Below are 16,285 nucleotides of genomic sequence, written 5' to 3'. Positions count from 1 at the left end.
CGACAGGTGATGCCTCATGCCCATGCACTCCCCGCTCGCCCGTACACCGCGCCGGCTCGACGTGTCGAGCGCACTGCTGGACCTGCTGCGCGGCACGACCACCGAGCCCCGTCCCGATCCGCAGCTGGAGGCGCTGATGCTGGCCGTCTCCGCCGACCTGCCGGTGCTGCTGTGGGGTGAGCCGGGTATCGGCAAGACGGCCGCGCTCAGCCAACTGGCCGAATCCCTGGACCTGCCGCTCACCACGGTGATCGCCAGCGTGCACGAACCGTCCGATTTCTCAGGCCTCCCCGTCATCGGCGACGACCCGGCCCGCGAGGGCGTGCCCATGGCACCGCCGGACTGGGCGGTGAAGCTCGTCCGGGCCGGGCGCGGCCTGCTGTTCCTCGACGAACTGTCCACCGCACCGCCCGCCGTGCAGGCCGCGCTGCTGCGGCTGGTGCTGGAGCGCCGGGTCGGCACGCTACGGCTGCCGCCGGACGTGCGTATCGTGGCGGCCGCCAACCCCCGGTCCTCCGCCGCCGACGGCTGGGAGCTGAGCCCGCCGCTCGCCAACCGCTTCGTCCATCTGCGGTGGGTCCACGACACCGACGTCGTGGTGCGCGGGCTGGGAGGCGTCTGGCCCCGGGCGGTGCTGCCGTCGCTGGACGCCGAAAGGCTGCCGGAGGCCGTGGACTTCGCCCGCCGCGCCGTGTGCGGGCTGCTGACGGCGCGGCCCGCCCTGGTGCACCGGCTCCCTTCGGGCGAGGCGCAGCGCGGCAGCGCCTGGCCCTCACCACGCAGCTGGGACATGACGCTGCGCCTGGTCGCCTTCGCGTCGGCGGCCGGCGCTTCGCGTGACGTCCTCTCGCTGCTCGTCCGGGGCACGGTGGGGGACGGTCCCGGGCTGGAACTGCTGGCCCATCTGGACAGGATGGATCTGCCGGACCCGGAGGGACTGCTCGCCGACCCCGGCGGCGCGGTCCTGCCGGAGCGCGGTGACCTCAGGCAGGCCGCGCTGGACGCGGTGGTCGCCGCGGTCCGTGCCCGTCCGGAGAGGGAACGGTGGGACGCCGCCTGGGCACTGCTGGCGAAGGCGGCGGCCACCGGTGCTCCGGACCTGCTCGTCGTCCCGGCGACAACCCTGGCCTCGCTGCGCCGCGACGACTGGGACGTGCCGCCGGCGATCGAGGGCCTCGCCGGCGCGGTGGCGGTGTCGCGGCGCGCCGACAGGGCGAAGGTGCGGGCCCTCTCCGTCGCGCGGGCCGGACGATGAGAGGACCGGGCTGTCGCGAACGGCCCTCCCTCCAGGTGGCGGAGCCCGCGCTCGACACCGGCAAGCTCTTCGCCGCCCGGCTGCAGGCGGCACGGGCCCGGCCCTATCTGGCGACTGCCCTGTTCGCCCTGCACCCGGTGGAGTCGCGGCGCGTTCCGACGATGGCCGTGGACGCGCACTGGCGGTGCTACGTCTCCCCGGCGTTCGTCGACCGCACCCCGGTGGAGGAACTGGCGGGAGTGTGGGTGCACGAGGTGTCGCACCTGCTGCGCGACCACCACGGGCGCAGCGACCGTTACGCGCGGCTGCACGGGCTGAGTGGTGCGGCGGAGCGGCTGCGGATGAGCATCGCGGCGGACTGCGAGATCAACGACGACATCTACGGCGAGGGACTGGTGAAGCCCGAGGGGGCGGTGGCCCCGAAGTCCCTGGATCTGAGGGACGGCGAGCTGATGGAGGACTACCTCCGGCAGTTCCGGCTGGGACCGCACACCGCTCACCTCGCCTGGCTGGAGTGCGGCAGCGGCGCGGACGGGCTGCCCCGCCCGTGGGACCTGGGGCCGGACGGGGCTCGCGCGCTCAGCGAGCAGGAGCGGGACGCGGTCCGGTTCCGTGTCGCCAGAGGCATCGCGGGACGCCCGGGCAGCGCGTCGGCGGGCTGGCGGCGCTGGGCGGAGGAGGCGTTCCACGCCCCGCAGCCCTGGCGGCAGTTGCTGGGGTCCGCGGTACGGTCGGCGGCCACCGCCTCCGGCACCGGCGACGACTACGTGTACGGCAGGCCGGCGCGACGCTCGGCCGCGGTCCCCGGCGCCGTCCTGCCGAGTCTGCGACGCCGGCCGGCGCGGGTCGTGGTGGTCATCGACACCTCGGGGTCGGTGAGCGACGCCGAACTGGGCAGCGCGCTGCTGGAGGTGGCGGCGATCTCACGGGCCGTGGGCGGGAGCGGGGACCTCGTGGGCGTACTGCCGTGCGACGCGGCGGCGGGCCGGGTCCGCCCACTGTGCGGGGACGCGGAGGGGGTGGAACTACTGGGAGGCGGCGGCACGGACCTGCGCGAGGGCTTCGCCCGCGCCCTGGCCTCCCGGCCCCGGCCGGACGTCGTGGTGGCACTGACCGACGGCCAGACCCCGTGGCCCGCGCGGCGACCGCCGTGCCGCACGGTGGTGGGGCTCTTCGCCCGCAACGGCGGGCGTCGGTACGACATCGAGTCGAACCCCGAGTACCGCCCCGACCTGCCGCCGGACTGGGCTCGCGTGGTGACGATCGGGTGAGGGACGGGCCGGGGTGCGTACGCCCCCCGGACACCGTCCGGACGCGTGTGGACGCCACGCCCCCGCGCCCACGCCCCCGCGCCCACACGGGCCCGGGGCCGCGATCAGGCGTTCCGCGGCGGCCAGTTGAGGATCTTCTTGGGACGCGGGGGCGCGTAGGTGCGGACCTTCGAGGTGGTCAGCCCCAGGCGTACGAGGGATTCGGCGATCGTCACCGCCGCCGTCACTCCGTCGACGACGGGAACCCCGGTGCGCTCGACGACACGCTCGGTGAGACCGGACATCCCGCCGCAGCCGAGGCAGATGACCTCGGCCCGGTCGCGCTCCACCGCCAGGGCCGCCTGTTCGACGATGGCCTCGACAGCCGCCTTCTCGTCCTCCTCCAGAGCGAGTACGGGAAGCCCGCTGGCCCGTACGGACGCGCAGCGCGCGTTCAGGCCCGCCGCGTTGAGCCGCTCCTCGATGAGCGGCACCGTGCGGTCGAGGCTGGTGACGACGGAGTACGTACGCCCGAGGAACTGGGCGGTGCTGGCCGCCGCCTCGGTGATGTCCACCACCGGGACGTCCAGCAGTTCCTGCAGCCCTTCGCGACCGTGCTCGCCGTAGCCGGCCTGGATCACGGCGTCGAACGGCTCGGGGTAGGCGCGTACGGCCTCCATCACGGCTATCGCGGCGAGGTAGCTCTCGTAGTTGCCCTCGACGGACTCCGCGCCGAACGAGGGTGTCAGCGGGACGATCTCGGTGCCGGGCGCCGCGGCGGCGGCCGCCTGCTCGCCGATGGAGTCGGTGATCGACTGAGTGGTGTTGACGTTGACGACGAGGATGCGCATGGGACGGCTTTCGGTTCGGTGGTTCATTCGGCGGCGACGGCTATGGCCTCGCCGTCGACCTCCCGGATCTGCCGGGTTCGGTCGGCGATGAGCGCGTAGAGAGCCGCTCCGAGCAGGGCGCCGACGAACCAGGAGAAGCCGGCCGCGGCATCGAAGTAGGGCACGAGGGCGACGACCACGGCGATGGTCGCGGCCGGGACGAACGCGGCGACGGCGCGGGGGTTGAAGCCGCGGCTGTAGTGGTACTCGCCGCCCGGGTCCTCGCTGTACAGGTCGGGCACGTTGACCCGGGCCTTCCTGAGCAGCCAGTAGTCCGCCATGATCACGCCGAAGAGCGGACCGAGGAGCGCGCCGAGCCCGCCGAGGAAGTAGTTCACGACGACCGGGCTGTTGTAGAGGTTCCACGGCAGGATCGCGAGCCCGATGACCGCGCTGACCAGGCCCGCCCGGCGGAAGTTCAGCCGGCGGGGGAAGAGGTCGATCAGGGCGTAGATGGGCGCGACGAAGTTCGCCAGCAGGTTCACCGCGACGGTCAGGGCGATCAGGGCCAGTGAGGCGATCGCCAGCAGGGCCATGTTGGGGATGGTCCTGACGATGTCGGTGGGGCTCGTGATGACGTGCCCGTCGAGCTTGAACTGCGCCCCGCTGAGGACGACCACGATCCCGGCGAAGAAGAGCATGTTCAGCGGAATGCCGATCACGTTGCCGCGCACGATCGACCCCCGGCTCTTGGCCGACCGGCTGAAGTCGCAGAAGTTCAGGACGAAGGTGCCGTAGATGACCACCCAGAGCGCGGCGGCCTGGAGGACCTGCAGCCACATGTCACCGCCGGTCAGCGGGTCGTCGACGGAGAAGGAGATCGAGGCGTCGGCCCGTACGAACATCCAGACCGCGAGGGCGAGCATGGTGATCAGCGTGGTGGGGGCGGCGAAGGCCATGTACCTGCGGATCATCTGCATCCCGTAACTCACGATGAGCAGTTGCAGGACCCACAGGGAGAGGAACGAGATCCAGCCCAGGGTCGACTGGCCCAGGAGGGAGTTCGTGTCGAGATCGCCCAGCGACGGGAACATCGCGACAAGCAGGGCGCTCAGGACCGCGGAGGCCAGATACGTCTGGATGCCGAACCAGGCGATCGCCACGACGCCGCGGACGGCGGCGGGTATCTTCGCGCCCCTGATCCCGAAGGCGATGCGGCTCATCACGGGGAACGGCACGCCCGTCTTGTGCCCCATGAACCCGGAGAGCGTGAGCAGCAGGAAGAGCAGGACCGACGCCAGCGCGAAGGCGGCCAGGATGCCCCAGATGTTCAGCCCGAGCGCGAAGAGCCCGATGGCGAAGGCGTAGTTGCCCAGACTGTGCACGTCGTTGGCCCAGAGGGTGAAGACGTTGTACGCACCCCAGCGGCGCCCGTGTTTCTTCGTCGGGGCCAGGTCATACGTGTACAGGACGGAACTGGTGGCCACGGTGTCCCCGGCGGCCCCGGTGTCGCCGGTGACCGTCCCGGACGGCCGGCCCTCCACAGCAGTCATCGATCGGCCCTCGAGTTTTCGCTAGGGGTCGCGACGCGGCCTGTCGATGGCCTCCTTCGGAGAAGGCTGCGCACCACGGGCCTCTGCGACCGAGAGAGGTTTCAGAGGTTTCCACAAAGTGGAAGTTGATTTCCGCAGATCAAAACGTAGTTTTCGCCGAAGGGCAGCGTCAAGGGTTACCGGAGGGCGACTTCGAAGGGCCCCGGACAAGAACCACGCCTCGAACACCCGAGGTCAGGTGGTTGCCGACCACGACCGGACGGGCACGACGCCGCAGGGCGGACACCCACCCCACACACCTGCACCCCGGCAACGCCCGTGATCTGCAGCGCACTTGCCGACTGCCTCCGCCGGTGTCCCCGGCACCCGCCCGCAGCGGGCGCCGGTACCGGCGCAGTCGGCCGAGGGCCCGCCCCGGACGACCGCCCCGGCGGAAATCCCCTCGCGCCGATCACTTCATGGAGAGATCCTGAGGGACGTGGAATTCCTCTGTTACCACCGCGACCGCCCGAACTCGCTCCCGCTGCGCGAGAAACTGCAGGAGGAGCACTGGTCGTACATGGACCGGTACGCCGAGGGGATGATCGCCCGGGGCCCGACGTTCTCCGAGGACGGCGAGACGGTCACCGGCAGCCTGCACATCCTCGGCCTTCCCGATCCGGCCGCCGCCCGCGCGTTCGCCTTCGACGAGCCGAACCACCAGGCCGGCGTCTACCGGGACGTGATGCTGCGGAGGTGGCACAACGCGCTGGGGCGCACCATGTGGGACTTCCCCGGCGGCGCCGTCGGCGGCAACCGCTATCTGGTGCTGGGCCTCGGCGGCGGGCATGCCACCGACCTCGCGGCACCGTCCGACGGGGACGACCTGATCGCCTACGGGCCGCTGCTCTCCGACGACGGCTCCGACCGGCTGGGCACGGCGGCACTCGTCAGGGCGGCCGGCCCGGACGAGGCGCGCGGCCTGCTGACCCCGGACGGGTACGCCGCCGTCGAGGTGCACGACTGGGAGTTCGGCGGCCGCCGATGAACCGGTGGACCTCACCCGGCCGCAGCCGTGAGGCGGAGGGACCGCACTCGGACGGACCGCGAGGCAAGGACCCTGGGCGCCCTCGCGACCGCAGCGGTGACGAGCCCTTCGGGCTCCGGCGCGCCGCCACCGAGGACGGTGACGGGGTGGCGCGGGTCGCCGGCCGGAGCGGCACCGGCGGGCAAGGGCAGCCGGCCCCGGTGCAACACGTGTCGGAGCAGGCGCACACCGTGGGACGCGTCAAGGACCTGGGGGCCACGGTCCGGTTCAGCTGGCCCGGGGTGTACTTCGAGGGCCGCTTCCGGGGGGCCGGGATCGGAGTCGTACTGGACTGCTCGGCGGGCGACTACGACGTACAGGTCGACGGGGCCACCGTCGCCACCCTGGTGGCGCCCGGCGACACCACGCACTGGATCAACGGCCTACGGGACGGAGAACACACGGTCCGGGTCGTCAGACGAAACGAGACCTCGGGGAGCACCAGCACGTTCGGAGGCTTCGTCGCGGCGCCCGGGGGCACCGTACTGAGCAAGCCGGCGCCCCGGGACCGCCAGATCGAGTTCATCGGGGACTCCCTGACGGTGGGCTACGGCAACGTCTCGGGCACCCGCGACTGCGATCCGGAGCACGTCCGGCGGAACACCAACGCCGATGTGAGCCACGGCGCCCTCACCGCCCGGCAGCTGGACGCCGACTACCAGATCAACGGCCTCTCCGGCCTCGGCATGGTGCGCAACGTCGCCGGCATCTGCCCGGACATCACCTACCGGACCTTCTACGACCGCGCCCTCCTGGACGTGGACGGCGACGTCTGGCAGAACCCGGGGACGTGGCGTCCGCAGATCGTGGTGGTGAACCTCGGCTCCAACGACTTCTCCGACCTCACGCCGGATGAACCGTGGACGCCCGAAACCCTCGCGGCCGCCTACCGCACCGCCTACGTCGAGTTCCTCCGGAGACTGCGGACGCTCCACGGCGCGGGGACCGCTCTGGTGGCCGTCGGCTTCGACAGGGACGCCGAGCATGTGCGGCAGGTGGTCGAGGCGCGGAACGACGCCGGTGACACCGGGGTGCACTACTGGTTCCTCGATCAGGAGGGCCTGGACTTCCTCGGGTGCGACGGGCACACCTCGGCTCACGACGACCAGGTGATCGCCGACCGGCTCACCCCGTTCCTCAGAGGCCTGCCGACGGGATGGTGAGAGGGGACGGCCACCGTCGGGCAGAGCCCGGGCACAGGTCACCCGCAGCCCGGGCGGTCGAGGCGGCGGCGAGCGGGACACGGGGTGATCGGGACCGCCGGGGCTCACGGCGGGCGGATGCCGCCGGGGAGCGCCCCGCGATCCGCGGTCTCCGCCGTCAGAGGCTCGTGGAGCTCCGTCCCCGCAGGTCGAGTTCGGCACGAACGGTCTTCCCCACGGGCAGCCTTTCGCGCACGGTCCAGCGGTCCGCCAGAGCCTCGACCAGGAGCAGACCCCGGCCGTGTTCGTCCTCGGGGCAAGGTGTGCCGAGGTCGCCGGGTGCCGGAGGCCGTCGCTCACCGCGCGCGTCGGACACCTCGATCCGGAGGACGTCTGCGTGTGGCAGGACCAGGCTCAGCTCGAAGTCCCGTCCGGGAACTCGTCCGTGCGTCACGGCGTTGGCTGCCAGCTCCGCGACGACCAGTGCGGCCCGGTCGGACACGGCACTGCCCGGCCGCACACCCCAGCGGTCGAGCTGAAGCACCGTCAGGCGCCGGGCGAGCCGGGCACCGCGCGGTGTCGGGCTGAAGCGCTGGGTGAACGAATCCGGCCGGTCGACGACCTGTGTGCGGGGCGCGGCGGAAGAGGCGGGGTTTGTCATGGCGACCACGGTGGACGGTTCCCGCGCACCCCTCCAGATCACCGACTCGTACGCCGGGTCAGCGTACGGGTACGGAGAGTGGACACAGGCGCTCACCGTACGTGACCATGGCTGGGTTCGGCGCGTGGGCGTATGTGGAGGTGGGCGGGTTGGACGAGGGTGGCGGTGCCCAGTCGGCAACCGGCAACGGTGTCGCGGAGCCTGAGAGTTCGGACAGTCTCAAGGCGTTCGGCGAGGTCGTCAAGGCGTTCCGGTTACGGGCTCGGCTGACGCAGGAGCAGTTCGCCGAACGTGTGCGGTACTCGGTGCCGACGGTGGGCTCCATCGAGCAGGGCCGGCGCTTCCCCTCTGCGGAGTTCGTCGAGCGGGCGGAAGGCGTGCTGGACGCCTTCGGGTCGCTGCGAGGAGCGGCACGCCATCTGTCACGGAGGCCGGGGCTGGCGAGCTGGTTCCGGCAGTGGGCGAGGCTGGAACAGGAGGCGGTGAGCCTCTACACGTACGAATGCCGCCTGATTCCGGGCCTGTTGCAGACGGAGGCCTACGCGCGGCGCCTGTTCGTGAACCAGCTGCCGCCTCTCGGTGACGAGCAGATCGAGGCACAGCTGGCCGCGCGGCTCGACCGGCAGCGGCTGCTGCGGGAGCGGCCGAACACGGCGTACAGCTTCATCCTGGAAGAGCATCTGTTCCTGCGGCGCACGGGCGGCGCCCAGGTGACGGCGGAACTGATCGACCACGTCCTGCGCCTCGCCGGGCTGCGGAACGTGGAGGTGCAGGTGATGCCGCTGGTTCAGGAGAACCATGCCGGACTTGACGGCCCGGTGCAGCTGCTGGAGACACAGGACCTCCGCTGGCTCGGCTACAGCGAAGGTCAGAAGAGCGGAACTTTCATCTCGGATCCGCAGGTGGTCAGTGAGCTCCACATGCGGTATGCCAGGATGCGATCACAGGCTCTTTCGCTGGAGGACTCGTTGAGCCTGTTGCGGCAGATGCGAGGAGCGGTATGAACACCACCGAACTGGCGTGGTTCAAAAGCAGTTACAGCGGAGGCGACGGCGACTCCTGCATCGAGGTCGCCCTGGCCCCCGAGGCCGTTCACGTCCGGGACTCCAAGGACGAGGGGGGCCCTCGGCTGTCCCTGACACCCGCCGCCTGGACCCGCTTCGTGATCCACGCGGCCGCGGGCTGATCCGGGCGCCGCGCCCGCCCCGGGGCCCGCACGCTTCACGACGGTGCGGGCCCGGTCGCCTCGCACCGGCAACTCACCCTGTGGAAGTCGTACTTGCGGGTGTGATCCAGGTCGGTGTCCCAGTGGTAGTTCAGGTAACTGTGGGAGCAGCCCCTCTCCGAATGCAGGGAGAGCAGGTGTCCGCAGCGCCCGCACACCGGCGCCGGCACCCTCCTGGCGGCGGCTTTGAGCCCCCTGCGGACGATCTCCTCCAGCACCACCAGGCACGCCACGACGGCGGCACCCCCCAGCAGGCCGACGATGTGATAGGCACTCATGTCTGCCGCTCACCTCCCCGGCGGACTCGGAGTGACGGCTTCGAAGTGCGCCCCTCCCAGGAGGCCTACCCCTCCGTCTGCGGTCGCACCCCCTGCGGAAGGCCGGGTGAAAGCTCCGCCAGCCGTATCCACGCCGGGTAGGGCAGGGCCGCCGCGACGGTCTCGGCGCGGGTGCGGGCCTCGCGGGACTCGTCGGTACGACCGAGTTGGGCCAGCGCCGTGGCCAGGGCCACCCTGGCGTCCACCTCCGCGAGCTGTTCGCCCGTGCGTTCCGCCCGTACGGCCTCCGCGGAGGCGAGGTCCCTCGCCGTGTCCGCGCGTCCGGAGCAGAGCTCGCCCCAGGCGGTCAGGACCGGTGCGTCGGCCTTGAAGATCCCGAGGGCGCTCAGGGCCGATTCCGGGCGGTCCTCGCGCAGCTCCAGTTCGGCGCGGGCCGCGCGTATCTCGAAGTCGGCCTGCTGGTCACCGGGCACACCGACCGTCTGCTCCGCCCGGTCCAGGAGGGACGCGGCCTCCGCGAGGGCGCCGGAGCGCATGCGCACGAGGGCCAGGGTCGCCAGCGCGTACGGCAGGCACCATGCCTCGTAGGGCTCCGCACCGGCGACGGCGGCTTCCGCGAGGGCCCGCGCCGCCTCGGTCTCGTCGAGCATCAGCCGCAGTTCCGCGAGGTTGGCCCGCTCGAAGGCGGCGGCGGTCGGGTCACCGGACTGTTCGGCGAGGTCGAGGGCGCGCTGCCCGATGTCCACGGCCTCCCGCAGCCGGCCGCCGCGGCGGGCGTTCTCCCGCAGGGTCGACAGGACCAGGCCCAGCAGCGTCGGGTCCCCGTAGGCCTCCGCCGGGGCGAGCGCACGGTCGGCGGCCTCGCGCGCCGCGTCGAAGCGGCCGGCGAGGGCGAGGTTCCTGGCCTGCAGGGTGTAGCAGCGGGCGGCGAGCCCCTGTCCCTGCGCCCCGGGCACCCGGCGGGCGGCGTCCAGTGCCTTCCTCGCGGCCTCGAACCCTTCGACGTACAGGCCCTGGACACCGCAGATCACGGAGAGGGCGAGGTAGTGGTCGGCCATCGGCCCCGCCGCCGTGTCCGGGCCCACCGGATGCTCCCGGAGCACCTGCCGGCCCGTGTCGGGGGCCCCGGTCTTGACCAGGGTCTCGGCGAGCCGGGCGGCCGCGAGCACCGTGTCGTCGTGGTCGGCGCGACGTTCGAACTCGTGGAGGGCGAGGCGCAGCACCTCGGCGGCCTCGGTGAAGTGCCCCATCCTGCGGAGCACCTGGCTGTGGGCGAGCCGGGCCCTGGCCGCGTCCACGTCGAGCCGGTCCACCAGGTCCCGGTAGTACCGGTCGGCGCTGTCGTTGGCGTACAGGGCGGCCGCCCGTTCGGCCGCCCTGCGGAGGTACTCGGCGGCCCGGGAGTCGTCGGCGCGAGCGAAGTGGGAGGCGAGGGCATCCACGGCGTCGGGGCGGCGGCGCAGGACCGCCTGGGCGAACGCGCCGTGCAGCTGGCGTCGGCGGATCGCGGAGAGGCGGTCGTAGCAGGTGAGGCGGACCAGCGGGTGGCGGAACGCCACGCCCGCCTCGGGGCGCCCGGAGACGACGACCTGGCGTTCCTCGATGAGCGCCGCGGCCACGGCTCTTTCGAGTGCGTCCGCGGCCACCGGGCCGGACACGGCGGGGCTCAGGCCGTGCGCGGCGACGTCGAGCAGTTCGGACAGGGCGGCCTCGCCACCTGCGACGGACAGCGCTTCGACGACACGGCGGGTGTCCGGATCGAGGCGGCCCAGCCGCTCCCCCACCAGCTGCCGCACCCCGTCCGAGGCGACGGCGGCCGGCAGGCCGTCGCCGAGTCCCCGGGCCAGTTCGACGGCGTACAGCGGGTTGCCGAGGGAGAGTTCCCAGACGCGGCTCAGCCGCGGGTCGGGAGCGGAGCGCGGGGCGGCTTCGGAAGACCCGCCCGTGCCGTCCGGGATGGCCGGGGTGGGCGCCGCCCGTGTCGCGTCCCGGACGACCGCCAGGCAGGCGTCACGGTCCAGGGGGCCCACTCTCTCGCGCACGGCGAGCCCCTGCCGCAGCATGGACACGAGTCCGGTCCGGCGCGGGTCGCCGTCGGGCAGTTCCTCCTCGCGGCAGGTGACGAGGAAGCGCAGGCGCATCCCCGTGTCGGTCGCACGCCGGGCCAGATGGCTGAGCAGCTGGTAGGAGCCGGTGTCGGCGGCGTGCAGGTCGTCGAGGACGACGAGCACGGGGTGTGCGGCGGCCAGTTCGGCCAGCAGGGCGGAGGTGACCCGGAAGAGCCGGTCCCGCTCCTCCTCGGGGCTGCGCCCGCTCCGCCCGCCCACCCGCCCGAGCGACGGCAGGAAGGAGGCCAGTTCCGGGTACTCCGTCCCGATCCGGGCCCTGTGCTCGACGTCGCGTTCCGCGAGCCAGGCGTCAAGGGCCTCGGCGAACACCCCGTACGGTGTGTGCCCCTCCTCGTCGTGCCCGGCGCCCCACAGGACGGCCGTGCCCGCGGCAGCCGCCCGCCGGGCGGTCTCGCCCACCAGCCGGGTCTTGCCCACCCCCACCTCTCCGGTGAGCAGCCTCACCGGAGGCCCTTCCTCGGCCAGGAGGGCGGCCAGGATGTCGTCCCGTCCGTAGAGGGGTATCGCCGCAGGCGCCCGCAGCAGTGCGGGGAGGGACGGGAGGGACGGCGTCGGAGCCTGCCCCGGTTCCAGCGCCTCCTGGTGGAGGCGTTCCGTCTCGGGGCCCGGCCGCACCCCGAACTCCTGGTCGAGCAGCCGACGGCAGACGTGGTACTGCTGGACCGCCCGCCGGCGCAGGCCCTGCCGCAGGAACGCGCCCATGAGGATGCGGTGGGCCAGCTCCTCCGCCGGGCTGGCGGCAAGCACCTGCTCTGCCACGGCGACCGCCTCGCCCACGGAGCCCTGGGCGAGGTGCGCGGCGGCGAGGGCGAGCAGCACCTCCTCACGCAGGGCGACGAGCTGCTCGCGGCGCGACTGCGCCCAGGGGGCGTAGCGGTCCTCGGGGAGCAGTTCCCCGGTGAACAGGTCGAGACTGGCTGCGAGAGCGGCGGGGTCCGGGGAGCCGAGGGCGGCCCGCGCGGCGGCCTCCGCCTCGTCCGCGTCGATCCGTACGGTGGCCGGATCCAGTCGCAGCAGGGAACCGTCGGCTATCAGGTACGAGGAGGTGGCGCGGGGCGCGAGCTCGGGCTCCAGCGCACGGCGCGCGGCGTGCAGGGCGACCCGGAGACTGCCGGTGGCGGACTGGGGGTCGGCGTCCGGCCAGCAGAGATCCATGGCCTGCTCACGGTGGAGCTGATGGTCGGGCACGACGGCGAGCAGCTTGACGAGGGTCTGGGCGCTGGGGCGCGTCCACCGCTCGGCGGGGGCGGGACCACTGTCACGCGTTGCCACGAAACCACCGAAAAGGTGCAGACGTAGCAGCGGGTTGGCTGAATTCGTACTGTCTGTCTGCTGCTCGTTCATGAGGGCGCAACTCTAACCGAGCATGCTTAGAACCCCCCGGGCGAGGCCCGGGGGGTTCCCTTGATCAGCAGAGCTCAGGTCACGACAGCTTGTACGCCGTCACCTGGTGGATGGCGTAGCTGCCCGAGTAGTAACCGCCACCGAACAGACCGATCACACGGTCGCGGCCGCCGAGGTCGTCGTTGAGGGACAGCACCTCGTCCACACCGTCCCCGTCGAGGTCACCCGAGAAGTAGCCGTGGGCGCCCAGGAGGCCGGGGATCTGACCGACGGACGGGGCCCAGGAGTCCTCGGACTCGAGGATGCTCGGGTCCCACAGATACAGGCCGCCGTCCACGCCGGCGCCCAGCAGCTCACGCCCGCCGGGACCGGTGAGGAAGCCACCGCCGAACGACGTCGGCGAGACGAGCTGCTGCTTGTCGTCACCGTTCGCGCGGAACCGCCGGAACGAGGCGACACCGCCCTCGTACAGCGCGCCGTCCTTGGCGAAGTAGCTGTTGTGCGTCCACATGCCGCCGGAGATCAGGGTGTGCAGCACCTCGCCGGTCCGCCCGTCGCGGATCTCGAACAGGTTCTGCGCGCTGATCATGGTGGTGCCGTTGACCTTGAGCGGTGCGTCGACGGCCCATGTGTAGACCACCGCGTGCCCGTCGGCGTACGGGATCTCCTTGGAGGCGAAGACACCCGTGTTCGGGACCACGGTGCGGATCCCGCCGACCACGCCTTCCGGCGCCTTCGGCGCTGCCGACCAGCGGGCCTTGCCGGTCTTGGCGTTGAGCGCGACCGCTCCCGTCACCGGCGTGGCCACGTCGAGCGCGTCGGCGCTGGCGTACGAGGCGTACACCCGGCCGTCGTTCGCCGACGGGTCGGCGAACTGCACGTCGCCCGCGTCCTTGGGGGCGTTGTACGTCCAGATGGCGTGGCCGTCGCCGTAGTAGGCGCGCAGCGCGTCGGTCGGGACGAGGATGTCCTGCTCGCCGTCGCCGTTCAGGTCGGCCAGCTTCGCCGTGCGGACGTACTGGCCGCCGCCGTCGATCGTGGCGAGCGTCTTGCCCGTCTTCCCGTTGAGGACGACGGTGGCGGTGTCGGCCGCGACGACGATCTCGGGCTTCCCGTCACCGTTGACGTCGCCGGTCTGGATGTCGTGGACCGCGCCGGGCAGGGTGGCCTGCCAGAGCTTCTCGGGCTTGGAGCCGTTCACGAGGGACGGTCCCGAGTAGGCCCACAGGCCGTTCGAAGAACCGCCCATGACCAGGTCGTTCTTGCCGTCCTTGTTCAGGTCGGCGCTCGCGGCGTGCGAGACGTCGCTCTGCATCGGCGTGACGCTCTCCGCCTTGCCGTTGGCGAGCTTGAACGTCCGGATGTTCTGCCCGGGGTCGACCAGGCGCAGGTGCGTGCCCTGGGCGTCGCTGTAGACGTCGTGGTACATCGCCGAGCCGGCGACACCCTTCGACTGCCACGTGACGTCGCCCTTGCCGGAGAACACGGTCAGCGACGCGAAGCGGGTGCCGCCACGGTTCTCGGGCACACCGAACTGGTCGTTGTCCTGGCCGGACACGACCAGCTTGCCGTCGGCCACCGACAGGCCGAAGGTGTTCGCCGCACTGTTTCCGTCGTCGCTGTCCCGCTTGGTCGAGTACGACCACCGGAGCTTGTCCGCGCTGTCTCCGTTGACGACGCGAACGGTGCTGGCGCTGACGAGGTAGTTCTCGTCGAGGACGGCCTCGGCGACGGCGTACTCGTCGCCGCCCTTGCCGCCGAGGTCACCCACGGTCAGTGCGGTGGGGACCACGTTGTCGCGGGCCTGCAGGGTGGCGCGGTGACCGGTCTTCAGGTCGTAGGAGGCGACCTCGTAGTGCACCCCGTCGGTGGAGTCCGCCTGCTCGATGGCGACGATCCGCTTGCGGCCGGCGTCCAGACGCATCTGGCGGCTGTACAGCATGCCGTCGGTCTGCCAGGTGACCGAACCGTCGGCGACCGCGAGGACCGCGGTGTGGCCGCGCCCGTCGACACCGTCGGCCTTGCTCAGGCTCCAGGAGACGGCCACCTTGCCCTTGCCGAGGTCCTGGATGTCGCCCCAGTTCGCGTAACGGGCTTCCTTGGTGTCGTACGTCCAGGTCGCGGCCGGAGTCAGCTTGCCGTCCGAGCCAGCCGAGAAGCGCATCCCCGTCAGGTTGAGCGTCGCGTCCGTCGGAACCTTCGGGTCGCTGCTCAGCCGGGGCGCGTCGGCGACGAGCAGAGTGCCGTCGACGATCTTCACCATGGAGGCGTGGTTGTACAGCTTCGACCAGACGGTCGTGCCGGTCTTCCCGTCGAGGACGGTCACGAACGTGCCGCTGTTCAGGGTCGAACCGGGCGAGGTGAACGCCCGGGGGTACGGGCTCGTACCGACCTGTGCCGAGAAGACCAGGTCCGGAACGCCGTCGCCGGTCAGGTCGCCCGTCGAGTACCCGGAGTCCGAGTTGGGCGAGAAGGGCGAGACCGCGTTGTAGCCCATGAGGATCTGCGCGGGGTAGGGCTCGACCCGCCACACCTGGAGCGGCTTGACCTGCCAGTCCGGGTAGAACGAACTGCTGTTGCGCGCCCACTTCTGGCTGCCGTCGGCGGCGTGGAGCTGCACGTAGCCCATGCTGTTGACGGTGTAGTAGTCGCCGTTCTTGCCCGCCGGGACCGTGGCGCCCATGCCGCGCACGCCTTCCAGCGTGGACTTCGCGGTCAGGGTGACCTTGGTCTTCGGGTCGACGGCGGTCTCCGACGCGGCGGCGGAGTTGTCCTCCTTCGCCGTCGTGGTGTCCTCGGCCTTGACGTACGGGTCGAGGGTGACCTCCGCGGCGAGCTTCTTCGCTTCGGTGCTGGTCAGCTTCATGACCGAACCGCTGTCGCTGTCGGCGGCCATGGCCTGCGGCACGGCGGTCAGGCACAGGCCCGCTGCGACCAGGCCGGAGGCGAGCGCCAGCGCCCGCCGTGAGTGGTGGGCTCTCATCACTTGGCTCCCTGCGTGAAGGTGACGGCGGTGCCGGCGGTGATCACGGGCTGGTTGTAGGAGTACTGGAGGGCGTCGGTGCCGGCCTGGTTCGCGAGGCCGATGGTCGCGCCGGTGCCCTGGTCGGCGACGGCCTTGTACTGGAAGGTGACCGCTGCGGTGGCCTCGTCGAAGACGGCCTCGAACGTCGCGCGGCCCGTGGTGCCGTCGGCGTACGCGGCGTTGTTCCAGACGATCGCGAACTTGCGGTGGCCCTTGGTGCCGGTGGTCGCGGTCTGCACGGACGACTTCTTGTCCAGGGTCAGGTCGTCCCAGAGCGGGGCGAGGATGCCCTTGACACCGTTGGCGCCGGTGGTGGGCAGGGCGGTGTTGTTGTAGTCACCGACCCGGGAGGACAGGAAGTTGACCAGGCCGTCGGTGGTGACCGACGCGGTGGAGTAGGACACCCCGTAGTGCTTGACCGAGAAGGGCAGCGCGACGGTCGCGGAGTCCTCGTCACCGGACAGGGCGACCTTCTTCGAGCCCGCGATCCAGGAGTAGGCGGCCGGGGCGCAGACGTTCCCGGACGC

Annotated in this window: 12 protein-coding genes and 1 pseudogene; 6 read left to right on the top strand and 7 right to left on the bottom strand. The window is 71.8% G+C overall.

What is annotated here, in order from left to right; genetic code table 11:
• Positions 1 to 16 precede the first annotated feature (16 nt).
• Positions 17 to 1,255, top strand: a complete 1,239-nt coding sequence (locus tag ACFXOA_RS12950) for an AAA family ATPase (protein WP_385026012.1) — start codon at positions 17 to 19, stop codon at positions 1,253 to 1,255.
• Positions 1,252 to 2,526 (top strand): VWA-like domain-containing protein, encoded by a 1,275-nt coding sequence (locus ACFXOA_RS12945; RefSeq protein ID WP_385026009.1) that lies wholly within the window; start codon positions 1,252 to 1,254, stop codon positions 2,524 to 2,526. The genes ACFXOA_RS12950 and ACFXOA_RS12945 overlap by 4 nt, the downstream gene beginning before the upstream one ends.
• Positions 2,527 to 2,630: 104 nt before the next feature.
• Here the strand turns inward: ACFXOA_RS12945 and ACFXOA_RS12940 are convergent, their stop codons facing one another.
• Together ACFXOA_RS12940 and ACFXOA_RS12935 are read right to left on the bottom strand one after the other, a co-directional pair.
• On the bottom strand, positions 2,631 to 3,356 hold the full coding sequence (locus ACFXOA_RS12940; protein WP_385026006.1) for an aspartate/glutamate racemase family protein: 726 nt from the start codon (positions 3,354 to 3,356) through the stop codon (positions 2,631 to 2,633).
• A gap of 23 nt (positions 3,357 to 3,379) precedes the next feature.
• Positions 3,380 to 4,888: an NCS1 family nucleobase:cation symporter-1 gene (locus ACFXOA_RS12935; protein ID WP_385026003.1), complete on the bottom strand. Its 1,509-nt coding sequence runs from the start codon at positions 4,886 to 4,888 to the stop codon at positions 3,380 to 3,382.
• Positions 4,889 to 5,366: 478 nt separating this feature from the next.
• Between ACFXOA_RS12935 and ACFXOA_RS12930 the strand changes: the two genes are divergently transcribed.
• Positions 5,367 to 5,915 carry a YciI family protein gene (locus ACFXOA_RS12930; RefSeq protein ID WP_385026000.1) on the top strand — a complete coding sequence of 183 codons (549 nt, stop codon included), beginning with the start codon at positions 5,367 to 5,369 and terminating at the stop codon, positions 5,913 to 5,915.
• Positions 5,912 to 7,117, top strand: a complete 1,206-nt coding sequence (locus ACFXOA_RS12925) for an SGNH/GDSL hydrolase family protein (protein WP_385025998.1) — start codon at positions 5,912 to 5,914, stop codon at positions 7,115 to 7,117. Before ACFXOA_RS12930 ends, ACFXOA_RS12925 begins: the two co-directional genes overlap by 4 nt.
• Positions 7,118 to 7,274: 157 nt before the next feature.
• On the opposite strand, the gene ACFXOA_RS12920 is transcribed toward ACFXOA_RS12925, so the two are convergent.
• On the bottom strand, positions 7,275 to 7,757 hold the full coding sequence (locus tag ACFXOA_RS12920; protein WP_385025996.1) for an ATP-binding protein: 483 nt from the start codon (positions 7,755 to 7,757) through the stop codon (positions 7,275 to 7,277).
• Positions 7,758 to 7,864: 107 nt separating this feature from the next.
• On the opposite strand from ACFXOA_RS12920, the gene ACFXOA_RS12915 reads away from it, so the two are divergent.
• Together ACFXOA_RS12915 and ACFXOA_RS12910 are read left to right on the top strand one after the other, a co-directional pair.
• Positions 7,865 to 8,761 carry a helix-turn-helix domain-containing protein gene (locus tag ACFXOA_RS12915; RefSeq protein WP_385025993.1) on the top strand — a complete coding sequence of 299 codons (897 nt, stop codon included), beginning with the start codon at positions 7,865 to 7,867 and terminating at the stop codon, positions 8,759 to 8,761.
• Positions 8,758 to 8,943 (top strand): DUF397 domain-containing protein, encoded by a 186-nt coding sequence (locus ACFXOA_RS12910; protein ID WP_385025990.1) that lies wholly within the window; start codon positions 8,758 to 8,760, stop codon positions 8,941 to 8,943. Before ACFXOA_RS12915 ends, ACFXOA_RS12910 begins: the two co-directional genes overlap by 4 nt.
• A gap of 35 nt (positions 8,944 to 8,978) precedes the next feature.
• Here ACFXOA_RS12910 and ACFXOA_RS12905 read toward each other — a convergent pair whose 3' ends face one another.
• From ACFXOA_RS12905 to ACFXOA_RS12890, 4 genes and pseudogenes are all read right to left on the bottom strand, one after another.
• Positions 8,979 to 9,260 (bottom strand): hypothetical protein, encoded by a 282-nt coding sequence (locus ACFXOA_RS12905; RefSeq protein ID WP_385025988.1) that lies wholly within the window; start codon positions 9,258 to 9,260, stop codon positions 8,979 to 8,981.
• Between the two features lie 65 nt (positions 9,261 to 9,325).
• The gene (locus ACFXOA_RS12900) at positions 9,326 to 12,661 is read right to left on the bottom strand and encodes an ATP-binding protein (protein WP_385025985.1); all 3,336 of its coding nucleotides are present in this window, start codon (positions 12,659 to 12,661) and stop codon (positions 9,326 to 9,328) included.
• Between the two features lie 151 nt (positions 12,662 to 12,812).
• Positions 12,813 to 15,716 (bottom strand): FG-GAP repeat domain-containing protein, encoded by a 2,904-nt coding sequence (locus ACFXOA_RS12895; RefSeq protein ID WP_385025982.1) that lies wholly within the window; start codon positions 15,714 to 15,716, stop codon positions 12,813 to 12,815.
• A pseudogene (locus ACFXOA_RS12890) lies at positions 15,716 to 16,285 on the bottom strand (peptidase S8); the annotation flags it as partial. The gene ACFXOA_RS12895 and the pseudogene ACFXOA_RS12890, both read right to left, overlap by 1 nt.

It is taken from the genome of Streptomyces sp. NPDC059166 (assembly GCF_042755185.1).
GTDB lineage: Bacteria > Actinomycetota > Actinomycetes > Streptomycetales > Streptomycetaceae > Streptomyces.
Note: the sequence above shows the minus strand (reverse complement) of the source record. Positions and strands in the feature narration are given on the sequence as shown.